9 protein-coding genes and 1 pseudogene are annotated in these 11,640 nt (G+C 54.6%); 6 read left to right on the top strand and 4 right to left on the bottom strand.

What is annotated here, in order from left to right:
• Nucleotides 1-440 precede the first annotated feature (440 nt).
• A complete protein-coding gene (gene serS, locus RMSM_RS29650; protein WP_008706115.1) occupies nt 441-1,715 on the bottom strand; it encodes a serine--tRNA ligase in 1,275 nt (424 codons plus the stop codon).
• A 5-nt stretch (nt 1,716-1,720) separates the two neighbouring features.
• On the bottom strand, nt 1,721-3,103 hold the full coding sequence (locus RMSM_RS29655; protein WP_144058056.1) for a dipeptidase: 1,383 nt from the start codon (nt 3,101-3,103) through the stop codon (nt 1,721-1,723).
• Between RMSM_RS29655 and RMSM_RS40255 the strand changes: the two genes are divergently transcribed.
• On the top strand, nt 3,078-3,614 hold the full coding sequence (locus tag RMSM_RS40255) for a hypothetical protein (protein WP_144058057.1): 537 nt from the start codon (nt 3,078-3,080) through the stop codon (nt 3,612-3,614). The two genes, RMSM_RS29655 and RMSM_RS40255, sit on opposite strands and share 26 nt — an antisense overlap.
• Nucleotides 3,615-3,620: 6 nt before the next feature.
• Nucleotides 3,621-3,974: an ATP-dependent Clp protease adaptor ClpS gene (locus RMSM_RS29665; RefSeq protein ID WP_008706121.1), complete on the top strand. Its 354-nt coding sequence runs from the start codon at nt 3,621-3,623 to the stop codon at nt 3,972-3,974.
• A gap of 177 nt (nt 3,975-4,151) precedes the next feature.
• Here the strand turns inward: RMSM_RS29665 and RMSM_RS29670 are convergent, their stop codons facing one another.
• The gene (locus RMSM_RS29670) at nt 4,152-4,613 is read right to left on the bottom strand and encodes a sigma-70 family RNA polymerase sigma factor (RefSeq protein ID WP_236622358.1); all 462 of its coding nucleotides are present in this window, start codon (nt 4,611-4,613) and stop codon (nt 4,152-4,154) included.
• Between the two features lie 626 nt (nt 4,614-5,239).
• Here RMSM_RS29670 and RMSM_RS29675 point away from each other — a divergent pair.
• The 4 genes from RMSM_RS29675 to RMSM_RS29690 all read left to right on the top strand — a co-directional run bounded on the left by RMSM_RS29675 (nt 5,240) and on the right by RMSM_RS29690 (nt 10,713).
• Nucleotides 5,240-5,668, top strand: a complete 429-nt coding sequence (locus RMSM_RS29675; RefSeq protein WP_008706127.1) for a GntR family transcriptional regulator — start codon at nt 5,240-5,242, stop codon at nt 5,666-5,668.
• 69 nt (nt 5,669-5,737) lie between these two features.
• A complete protein-coding gene (locus tag RMSM_RS29680; protein ID WP_008706129.1) occupies nt 5,738-6,673 on the top strand; it encodes an ABC transporter ATP-binding protein in 936 nt (311 codons plus the stop codon).
• 68 nt (nt 6,674-6,741) lie between these two features.
• The gene (locus RMSM_RS29685; protein WP_040770158.1) at nt 6,742-9,066 is read left to right on the top strand and encodes an ABC transporter permease; all 2,325 of its coding nucleotides are present in this window, start codon (nt 6,742-6,744) and stop codon (nt 9,064-9,066) included.
• Between the two features lie 342 nt (nt 9,067-9,408).
• The gene (locus tag RMSM_RS29690) at nt 9,409-10,713 is read left to right on the top strand and encodes a Gfo/Idh/MocA family protein (protein ID WP_008706134.1); all 1,305 of its coding nucleotides are present in this window, start codon (nt 9,409-9,411) and stop codon (nt 10,711-10,713) included.
• Between the two features lie 319 nt (nt 10,714-11,032).
• Here the strand turns inward: RMSM_RS29690 and RMSM_RS29695 are convergent.
• Nucleotides 11,033-11,640: pseudogene (locus RMSM_RS29695) on the bottom strand (3-oxoacyl-ACP synthase); the annotation flags it as partial.

The following is an 11,640-nucleotide window of genomic DNA, read 5'->3' on the forward strand; positions in this document are numbered from 1 at the left end:
GGCGCTCGGGGGCGCTGGATAGGTTTTCGTCGGCCCCGCTCCTGCGAGCGCTTCAGCCGAAGGTTCACTCCGCCGTGCAAACATGTTGAACGGTTTCATGCTGGAACGACATCCCAGCGAAAGACACGAAGCTGTCACACAAGCGGCTACGAGTGTACGACGGTTATTTGCAAGTTTTGAAAGCATCCCTGCCTACCTTGAACCTCTAGAATCCGATGAAGCGACATCCTTTCGCTCAATCGGACAATTCGATATAGGCCGATCAAGCAAATCGCATAAAATGGCTAAATTCGCTCAATAATCGACCCGTTTCTCAATCCTTTTGGAACCTATGAACTGAGCTAACGGGGTGTCAATGCCAATCCTCAACCGGGCCAAGAGAATCTCGTCTGCAATGCTGCACCAGTCAATTTTGGCGGCACCAGTCAATTTGGGCCGCACTAGCCGATCTGTTCCGATCCCACCCATGGCTGCAGCACTTTCGGAATCGCGATCGAACCGTCGGCACGCTGGTGATTTTCAATGATGGCAATCATCGCTCGTCCTGTGGCGACCGCGGTCCCATTGAGGGTGTGAACGAATTCGGTTCCTTTTTGCCCGGCACGTTTGAAGCGAACATTCAAGCGTCGAGCTTGATAGTCGGTACAATTGCTGGTGCTGGTGACTTCGCCCCATTCGCCCGCATCACCACGTCCTGGCATCCAAGCTTCGAGGTCATACTTTCGGTACGCCGGACCGCCGAGATCGCCGCTGGCGGTATCGATGACGCGGTAGGGGACTTCGAGTTGATCAAAGATTTCGCATTCGAGCGACCTCATTTCCTCGTGCAGCGAATCGCTTTGATCGGGCGAACTAAAGGCAAACATCTCGACCTTGCTGAACTGGTGAACGCGATACAGTCCTTTGGATGCACGGCCAGCGGCACCCGCTTCGGTGCGGAAACAGTGACTCAAACCACACAGCCGAATCGGCAGATTCTCGAGATCGAGTGTTTGTCCGGACATCATCCCGCCCAGCGGAATTTCCGCCGTCGCCACAAGATTGAGTTCCGTATTTTCGATGCTATAGATTTGGGTCTCCGGGCCTCGCGGATTGAACCCGGTTCCCTGCAACACGCTCGTCAGCGCCAAGTCAGGCGTGCTGACCGGAGTGAATCCTCGCCCGGATAAAAACGACACGGCAAATTGCTGCAGCGCCAAATCGAGCCGCACCGCCGCGTTTCGCAGAAAGTAGAAACCGGCGCCGGCCACCCGTGCGCCCGCTTCGAAGTCAAACAGGTCGTGTTTTTCACCCAGCTCGAGATGGTCGAGCGGTTTGAAATCAAATTTGGGTTTCGCGGTTTTACCGAACGACAACTCATTCGCATCCTCCTCGCCACCGGTTGGCGCGTCGGGATGGGTCAAGTTGGGAATCAGAGCTTGGATTTCGCTGATCTGCTGCTCAAGCTCATCGTGCTCGCGTTGGGCCGCATCTTTCTGCTCACGTAGTTGGCGTCCCTTTTCGATCATCTGCTGACGCTCGTCGGCATCCTTTGCACCGCCGATGCCTTTGCTGACCTCGTTGGCTTGTCGGTTCAAATCTTGGGCATTCTGCAGCGTGGCGAGCCGACGTTCATCCAGTTGGACGAGCTTTTCAATATCACAGTCGACACCACGACGCTTGCAATTGTCGCTGACCGCTTGAGCATTCTGAATGATAAATTTTCGATCGAGCATAGTCTCTATTTGCTTTCGCTTAGTTTTCCGAGTTCATCCCAAAGGATCGCCGACGCCGCAATGCCACGGTGGTAATCTTGAATTTTGAATTTTTCGTTGGGGCTATGAGTGTTGTCGTCGGACAATCCCCACCCCATTAACAGACAATCACATCCCAGCACATCTTGAAAACGGGTCACAATCGGGATCGAACCGCCTTCGCGGATCATCACGGGGGCAACTCCGAATGCCGATTCGATCGCTTGCGATGCCGCGACCGCAAACTTGCTTTGCGGGTTGGCCAACATCCCGGGGGCGCCGTGATCGGGTTTCAACGTGTAACGAATCCCAGCAGGGGCATGCTGTTGCAAATGACGCTCGATCGCGGCGGTCAATTTGACCGGGTCTTGGTTGGCGACCAAGCGGAAGCTGAATTTGCCCAATGCCGCGGCCGGAATGATCGTCTTGACGCCTTCCCCTTGATGCCCGCTTTGCAATCCATTGATATCAAATGTGGGTCTGGCCCAGCGGCGTTCGTCGCTGGTGAATCCTTTTTCACCGAACAACTCGCTGACACCGACCGATTTGGCAAATGCTTCGTCCGACTGCGGCAATTCAGCCCAGGCGTCACGTTCCGCTTGGCTCAGCTCGATGACATCGTCATAGAAGCCTTCGATTTGAATACGGCCTTCGCGATCGACCATCGACGAGAGCAAATGACAAAGAGCGATCGCAGGATTCATGACCGCCCCCCCAAACGAACCGCTATGCAAATCTTGGCTCGGTCCGTTGACTTCTAATTCATAGGTTGCGATTCCACGCAGTCCGTAGGTGATCGCAGGTTGGCCATCGGCGTATTGGCTACTGTCGCTGATCACGACACAGTCGCAAGCTAATCGATCACGGAGACTCGGCAGCATCCGTTCGAGGTTTTCGCTGCCGACCTCTTCTTCGCCTTCGATCAAAAACTTGATTTGCAGTGGCAGCGATTGGCCGGTTGCCAACCAATCGCAAACACTCTGGACGTGAGTCAGCAATTGGCCTTTGTCATCGGTCGCCCCGCGAGCATACAGATTGCCGTTGCGAACGGTCGGTTCAAAGGGGGGCGAATGCCATTGGTCCATTGGCTCGACCGGCTGGACGTCGTAGTGGCCGTAGACCAAGGCGACCGGGGCCCCAGGCACAGCGGGCGTTTCGGCGAACACCATCGGATGCCCATCGGTCGGGACCAATTCGGTTGCCAAACCCGCCTGTTGCAACTTCGCCGCAACCCAATCGGCCGCCGCAGCGGTCTCGGCGCGGCGGGAAGTGTCGCTGCTGATACTAGGAATTTTTAACCACTCGACTAATTCGCCCAAATGGCGATCGGAATTTTTAGCCAGAGTGTCCAACAAATCGGGTAAGTTCATCAAATCGGACTGGGGGATTTTGAACGAAGGAAAATACGGAAGTGTCGTTAAAGCTTGCCACTGCACGACCGAAAATTGCCGCATGAGGCTCAAAAACGTGATAATCAGGACTGCCGACCGATCTAGGACGGCGCTACAATATAGCTTTGTCGCAGAGAACGAAAACGTGAGGCAATCCTACGTTTTATCAATCCGAGAGACTACCATAGCAGTGCCGGAACCACCTCTATTTTGGGGGGCTCTATTTTTGGGGGCACCGGACAGCAAGCTCAAGAAACCGCCGATTCGCTTGCCGGTCGGACCCAAGATTTCGCAGCACACCGAGCTTGTGTTAATGACGCCACAGGATTGCCGCACGATTCAAGCGATACAAAAATGGAAAAGTGGAGAATCGGCACCGATGCAAATCGGTGATTTACCGCATCCTCATTTCCTTGAAAAAATTAACGTACATGAAAACGATTTAACTGGAACACCAGTCAACAACCATCAAATGTTGCAAGGAGCATGATCAGCAATGGCAGATCATCAAACAATGGTGGCCGAACCCGAAGTGGCCAAACCTGAAGTCGACCGTCGCACGAAACCGAAAGCAAAGAAGCAGCCCCGCTACAGCGTTGTGCTGTGGGATGACACGGACCACAGCTACGAATATGTCGTGCTGATGATGAAAAGTCTGTTTCGTCACCCCATCGAAACCGGCTTTCAAATCGCCAAAGAAGTCGACAACAGCGGCAAAGCGATCTGCTTGACCACGACGCTCGAGCACGCGGAACTGAAACGCGACCAAATCCACGCGTTCGGCAAAGACGAGCTGATCGCCCGCTGCAAAGGCAGCATGTCCGCGACGATCGAACCCGTTCGCGAATAGACCATTCGCGAATTAACCCGTTTGCGAATTTAGCCCATTTGCGAATTTAGCCGGCCGCTTGTGCCAGAACCGTTGGATCGGGGCGAAGCTGCCGGCAAAGCAGGGCGGCAGGAATTACGGAGTGAAATCCCAACAGACGTTTTGGGAAAAGAGACCGAAAGACTGCTGTCAACGCGTTTACGAAGCTTCGCCACGCATTTTCGATCGCGCTCGGCTCAGAACAGGTCCGATGCTATTTTCGGCCATGCCAACGCTCTGGCTGATTTCTTGGTAACTCTTACCTTCGAGATGGTACATCCGCACCACGTTGGCCTCTTGCGGATCAAGCCTCAGCATCAACTGCTGGACCTCTTCGCGATTTTCAATCCGCGACTGATGCCCATTATCGCCAACGCCATCCAAATTCGCCGTTTCAAGCTGGCTGGAGGTTTGCAGCCCGCGCTGCGACGCGGCCAAGCGGCGAGCAATCACGCGGCGAGCGACGACGGTCAAGTAAGTCGCCAGTGAACAATTGCGGCGGAAGCGGCGGAGCACACCAAAGTCGTTGGCGATCAACGCCAAAAAAACCTCGGCGACCAGATCATCACGAGTGGATTGATCCAGCGATATTCCACGCGATTCCGCTGTGTGGTTAGCCACGTGGACCACCAAACCCAAAAACCGATCGACAAAGTTCTGCCAGGCGCGCGGGGCACGCTCAAGGCATCTTTGCAGAAACTGGCGGTCAACCTCGGAAAGACTCACTGGCGTGATACCAAAACGAATGAGAAATCAATTGCAAACCATTTACACGGCGAGACACGGCCTACACCCCCCATTATGACAAGCGGGAACCGCTGAGTCATTTTCCGCTCACAAAAAAGGGCAAGCAAAAAATGAATTGTCTGTTTTCAGGCAGGGTCTCTACCTAAGCATGGTAGGTACGGGAGACGCCATTCGCAAGCATTAACCCTATATTCTGCACTGCATCCATACTCGCCCCCCAATGGCACCGTCACATCGGGTGGTTCGCAGCAAAGATCGGGGGCTTTTCGCACTAAAAAACGGCGACGGAGGTGACTGGAGGTCGCTGAGTGCGACGGAGAATCTCGAATCGCCACCGCGTTTGTTCCAGCGTTTGACTTGCCCCAGGGAACGGTGTACCATAACACCAGTACACGCAGTCGGTTCAGCGGCTGACTTATGCGGCGGTTCTGCTATTGCGAAAGTGTCTGACGCGTTCTTAGCGTCCCCCCTCTTCTTGATTTTTGGGCTCAAGGGCAGCCATGTTCTTTTCAATCGAAACGAGCGGCGACATCCCGATCTACGAGCAGATTGTTCGTCAGGTCAAATTGGCGGTTGCCGACGGCGTGCTCTCGGGTGGCCAGATGCTGCCGAGCGTCCGGCAAATGGCGGCCGATTTAGCGATCAATTCCAATACGATCGCCCGCGCGTATCAGGAACTGCAAAACGATCGCGTGCTCGAACCGCTCCGCGGACGCGGGATGGTGGTCCGTCGCGATGCGTTGGCTCGCTGTACGAAAGCTCGCAATACGCTGGTTGCCGATGGCGTTCGCCGCGCTCTTGCCGACGCGATCGCGGGCGGCATGACGGCGGACGAGCTACGAGAACTCTTTGAAGCCGAACTCGTCAAACAAGCCAAACAAGAAAAGGTGACGTCGCCGCTGCGTGCCGGAGACGAGTCATGCGATTGACGTGCCATCGACCTGCCGCCGTTGCAACGCGTTACCGTCTCAACGAACACCTCCACTAGGATCACACCCATGCAATCGGTAATCTCGCTTCGTCATATCAGCAAACGGTTTGGCAACACGATCGCGTTGGACAACGTCAATTTGGAAGTGCCGGCGGGCGTCGTGTTCGCACTGCTGGGCGAAAATGGGGCCGGCAAAACGACGATGATTCGCATTCTGACCGGCTTTCTAAAGCCCGATTTTGGAATGGCCAGCGTGCTTGGGCATCCCTGTGACACTGCGGGATTGGAGATTCGCAAATCGATCGGCTACGTCTCCGACGCCCCCGCACTCTATGAATGGATGTCCGCGGGTGAAATTGGCTGGTTTACGTCCGCGTTTTACCCCGAGGGTTTTCTCGAGCGTTACCGAGAATTGGTCGCCGAATTCGATGTTCCCGAAGGCGTGCGTTTGAAAAACCTCAGCAAGGGGCAACGCGCAAAAGTGGCCTTGGCATTGGCGATCGCTCACGATCCCTCGCTGTTGATATTGGACGAACCCACCAGCGGTCTTGATCCGATGGTCCGGCGACAATTCTTAGAATCGATGGTGGACCGCGCTGCGCTGGGCCGCACGGTACTGCTGAGTAGTCACCAAATTAGCGAAGTCGAACGCGTTGCCGATTGGATTGCGATTTTACATCAAGGTGAACTTAAACTAGTCCAACCGTTGGATGTGTTGCGTCAGTCAACCTCGATCGTGGTCGCGACGCTCGACGACGCCATCGCATCGGTTGAATCTCCCGCTGGTCAAGTGCTTTCGGAATCTCGCAGTGGTCGCCAAGTTCGCTGGATCGTCAAGGACTTGGCCGAAGATTGGCAATCACGTTATGGCGAAGCATCAGGAGTCAAGAACTTATCCGCAAGCCAAGCATCGCTGGAAGAAATCTTTATCGCGGTGTGTGGTCGTAGCGATCGCCGGACGATTCGAGGGGAAACGATGAAAGCGAACATCGGATCCACCTAGACGGCGACCGCGTCCGCCGCTGCTTGCTGCCGAGTCCTGAGAAAAACATTCACGTTAAGAGTAAGACGATGAAACAATTGTTGTGGAAAGACGTGATCACGCTTCGCCCGCTCGCCTATGCGGTGATAGCTGGGATACTGTTGTTTCAGCTCTTTGTCACCGCCGGACAGTTCATCTTTAACGATGCCTCATTTGATATTGACCCGTATCTGCTGATTTGGATTCTGATGCCAAACTTGATGGCGTTAGGCACTCCGGCGATGTTGGTTGGCAATGAAGAAGAAGCGAGAACGTTTCTGTGGCTGCGAACCTTACCCGTGCGTTGGCAACGGATCGTTGACGTCAAGTTTGCTGTCGGACTCGCCGGTTTGCTTGCGATCTGGGCAATCGCTTCGCTCGTCATGGCGATCGCGGTGCTGTTGGTCAACGATACATCGTCGCCGATGTCGGACGATGTGATTCACCCAGTTGGTGTAGCAAGACTGTTGTTTTTCAGTGTGTTGTTGCTGATTTGTGGATTCATCACCGCCTATCTCGTCCGTTCGCCGATGAGCGGTTTGATGTTGTTGGTCCCGGTAATCGTATTGGCGTCCTGGTTTGCCGTCGGAGTCATCCAGACGATTCTGTTTGGACACTTTGATGTCTATGGATCGTTAAACAATGTCAGCCAGAGCGATATCCAGAAAGCAGTGTTCTTCGCGGTCGCATACCTTGTTGCATTGTGGTGTCTACAGCGATGGCTGGGACGTCAACGGCTTGTCTCGGTTGACCGATCGCCGCTGTTTTCATCCAGCGAGATCATCCGTCCTTATCAACCACCGATTGAACAGGTATTCAGACGTCCGAGTCCGGTTTTTGCATTGCTGTGGCAACAGATTGAGCAAATCAAGTGGTTCGCAGGAACGTTGACGTTGCTCGGATTCGTGGTGTTATTCATGTGGCACACGAGTACGCAACCTCAAGACGAGGCGACGCAAGTCTTGGCGCATACGGCATTGGTGGCGATTTCGTCTTGGCTCGGTGCACTGGCGTTTTACGGCGACACGGTGCGAAACCGGTCGGTCTATTTTGCCGACCATGGCATTCGGCCAAGCTTGATTTGGGGCACGCGGATCGGGCCACCGTTGGTGTGCTGTTTAGTACTGGCGGGGATCAGTGTTTGGGTGAACGACGGAGTCACAGCGGCGATGATGTTGGCGTCGTTTGCATTTGGTCAACTCGCGGCGACGGTCACGCCGCGAGCCACGCTGGGGCTGCTGACCGCGCCGCTCTACCCGGCATTTAGCTGCAGCATCCTGGTACCGTTTTTCGGACTCTACCCAAACTATATCGCCACCGTCATCTTGATGGTTCCTGTGTTGCTGCTGGCCACGTGGCAGCTTATCCACCGCTGGCTCGAACAACGTCGGGACACGACGTTTCAATGGATGGTACTCGCAGTGGTGCTGATCGCGTTTGTCACTCCGATGGTCACGGTCGCGGGGTTGCGTTTCAGCAGTACGCCCTCGATCGATCCACAATGGCGAAGCGAGATGTTTCAGCGAAGTCATGCGATTGCGAATATGCCAGCGAAGTTCGATCGAGTGGAATTGAATCCAGTGGTTTCGGCTACGATTTTTGAAAGGTTCTACCGCGAACCTGAGTTCTTGACTCTGAACGCTCGTTTGCTTGCCGAGCTAGAGGATCTGCAGGTGATCGGCGACGAGGTCACTTTTGGCGAGATCCATGCACTGTTCCGAGCACAGGACACCGCACTTCGGCAACAAGGCTTGACTGAGGACGAGATGGCTGAGATGCAGCGAAACGCACTGACGGTGATGGCAGCATGGGCTACCGTTGTACGTGAAAATGCGGTTCAAGCGGCGAGTTCGCTTGAACAGGTCTCGTTGGTTGCAGATTTTGGCGAGGAATACTTGCTTCGTTACATTGACATGATCGGCGGAACCGACGCACAGATCGCCGAGATTGTTTCGCGGATTCCCGATCGCGACCTTCGCCGGCGATCTCGCGAGGTAGCCCTCGTACAAGCATGGAACGATTACCAACGTCGTCAATGGAAAAGAGTCTCGCCGGATGCTTGGCGATACGAACGACGCTTTGCCAACGAAGTGTTCAATTCGCCTAGGACGGCTATGAGTTTCGAACGTGAACGCCATGATCGGTTCGTCGACGAGGCCGTCAAATTGACGCTCGAACAATCAGTGCACGGATGGCCAGTCGCCGGATCGCCCGAGTTTGACAGACGAACCGAATACTGGAACCAGTTGACGGGGCCACGTTCGTTTAACAGCGGGTATGAGGATTCGAATATTGCCAATTTGTTCGAAAATTGGACGCTCGATCACGAAAACGCGGTGACCGCGTTACGCGAGCGATACCTGCAATCGGATTGACCCCGCCCCGCTAGGTCGCCCAGCCAAGTTTCCCGCCTGAGTCGCCCCGATTCACCAAGTCGACGCTAGTTGGGCGTTCGGGGTCTGTCAAAGATTTATGCCATGGGGGGCCACGATCCCGTTCTCCGTCATTAACTTTTTTGGGGGAAGATGAGCTGATTTCAGCTTGGGGCACTGCGTAAACTGAACAATTGGAGTGTGATGGCGTAATATGCGAAAACGCTTCCCCTGCGCCCGCTTCAAAGCGACTTTCGCATGCGTAGCGTCTATAATTGCTTGTGAAACGACTGTAAAATTCGCTTCTCAAACACGACTTGCTCAATTCCTCAAGGATTTTCACTGATGCAGAATACCCCTTCTCGCCGCAAATTCCTCAAACAATCTACCGTTGCTGCTGCAGGTGCCGCAGCAATCGCAACCAATGTCGCTCGCACGGCTCACGCTGCGGGAAGCGATGAAATCAAATTCGTTGTAATCGGATGTGGCGGCCGTGGGTCCGGTGCCGCAGCCAACATCATGAACACCAAAGGCAATGTCAAACTTGTCGCGGTGGCGGACGCGTTCCAAAACAAAGCGGAATACGCGGTCAAACGTCTTGCTCAGTCGCACAAAGACAAAGTCGCCGTTCCCCAAGACCAAATCTTCGCCGGACTGGACGCCTACAAAAAAGCGATCGACACCGATTGCGACTTGGTTGTAATCGCCACTCCCCCCGGATTCAAACCTCAACAATTTGAGTACGCGATCGAAAAAAATCGTCACGTGTTCATGGAAAAACCGGTCGCCTCAGACGCACCTGGTGTCAAACGCGTGCTGGCGGCTGTCGAAGAATCGAAGAAAAAGAACCGCATGGTCGGCATCGGTCTGCAACGCCGTCATGAGCCTCGGTACATCGAAACGATCAAACGAATTCACGATGGTGCAATCGGCGACGTGATCGCGCAGCGTGTCTATTGGAACGGCGGCGGTATCTGGTACCGCAACCGTGACAAAGACATGACCGAAATGGCATTCCAAACCAACAACTGGTACCACTTCAATTGGCTCTCGGGCGACCAGATCTGTGAACAACATATTCACAACCTGGATGTCGGTTGCTGGGTCAAGGGAGCGTACCCGGTCGAATGTAACGGCATGGGCGGTCGCGCCCAACGCGAAGGTGGCGATGCAACCAAGTCACAGATTTTTGACCACACGTTCTGTGAGTACACCTTTGCCGACGGATCCAAGATGTTCAGCCAAGGCCGTCACTTAGCGGGCGGTTGGAACCACGTCGGTGAATTTGCCCACGGTACCAAGGGCTCGGCCGATCCCTCGGGCAAGATCGAAGGCGAAAATCCTTGGAAGTTCAGTGGCAAGAGCCCAGGTGGACATCAACAAGAGCAACACGATTTGATCGAAGCTCTGATGCGAGGTGACATTTACAACGAAGGTGAATACGGCGCGAAGTCGACCTTCACCGCGATCCTCGGCCGCGAAGCTTGCTACTCGGGCAAGATCGTCAAGTGGGACGAGTTGATGGAGAAAGGTGCGAATCTTTCTCCTGGAATTGACGAGTACACCCTCGAAAGCGATCCTCCGGTAATGCCCGGCCCGGACGGCGAATACCCTGTTCCTGTTCCAGGAAAACACAGCCCGTTCGCGTAACACGTTCGGTCTGACCCGTATTAAAAAAGGCGGTTTCGAATCTCGATTCGAAGCCGCCTTTTTCGTTGAATTCTTCGGGATGGGAACCGAACGTCAAATCGACGGTTCCGGCAATTTAAAATGGTTCCGGCAATCCTAAATCGCTAAGCAGGAATCACTCGGCGATGGTCCCAACTGCCGTATGGGCCAACGCTGTTAATGGGGCAACACTGAAAAGCATTTCGTAGCGGAATTCGTGCTTGCGTTTCGGGAGTACGCGGCGTGGATCGAAAGCCGCCCGCGGCTTGTCGCTAGGCCGAAAATGCTTAGCTGGGTTGAACTACACGCTTGCCAGGATGGTTGCGATTGCCGAACCTTCGGAGGTGTGACTGAGGCACAGAACATGAGATTTCGGTAGTGGCTGAGCTTCCGAAACAATTGGTTTTTCGGTTGGAGAACCGTTCCACTTCATTGATGGCGGAATTTGCTTGTGCTTCAGCGCCAACACCCCGACCAAAATTTCGATCGATCCGCTGGCCGCACCGGTATGCCCGAGCTTGGAAATCGGTGTCACCACAGGCACATCGGGCAAACACGACTGCAGAGCTTGTCGTTCTTCGGTATCAATCACCGGATCGCCCATTGCGTGCGAAACCACCATACCAATGTCAGCGTGCGTTAGGTTTGCTTTTTGCAAGGCATCGTTGATGGCCAACTTGATCGCTCCGGCGGATCCGCGGATGCCTGGGGTCGTGATGTCACAGGTTCGCTTTGCCAGCTGCATTCCTGCGGAAGCGACAAACCGTGATGTCATCGCAATCACTTCGGCAATCGGGCTTGCCCCACGCTGCAGCGCGGCGTCGAGGCACTCCAGCACAAACACAGCCGCTCCTTCGCCTCCGACCACCCCTTTCGCGGTGGGATCGAAGGGACGTGATGCTTCGGCAA

Origin of the sequence: Rhodopirellula maiorica SM1 (assembly GCF_000346295.1) — a bacterium.
Lineage (GTDB): Bacteria > Planctomycetota > Planctomycetia > Pirellulales > Pirellulaceae > Novipirellula > Novipirellula maiorica.

Coding starts and splice junctions, on each gene's coding strand:
- serS (WP_008706115.1), bottom strand. CDS start 1,715: ATGCTCGATCGAAAATTTATCATTCAGAATGCTCAAGCGGTCAGCGAC.
- RMSM_RS29655 (WP_144058056.1), bottom strand. CDS start 3,103: ATGAACTTACCCGATTTGTTGGACACTCTGGCTAAAAATTCCGATCGC.
- RMSM_RS29665 (WP_008706121.1), top strand. CDS start 3,621: ATGGCAGATCATCAAACAATGGTGGCCGAACCCGAAGTGGCCAAACCT.
- RMSM_RS29675 (WP_008706127.1), top strand. CDS start 5,240: ATGTTCTTTTCAATCGAAACGAGCGGCGACATCCCGATCTACGAGCAG.
- RMSM_RS29680 (WP_008706129.1), top strand. CDS start 5,738: ATGCAATCGGTAATCTCGCTTCGTCATATCAGCAAACGGTTTGGCAAC.
- RMSM_RS29685 (WP_040770158.1), top strand. CDS start 6,742: ATGAAACAATTGTTGTGGAAAGACGTGATCACGCTTCGCCCGCTCGCC.
- RMSM_RS29690 (WP_008706134.1), top strand. CDS start 9,409: ATGCAGAATACCCCTTCTCGCCGCAAATTCCTCAAACAATCTACCGTT.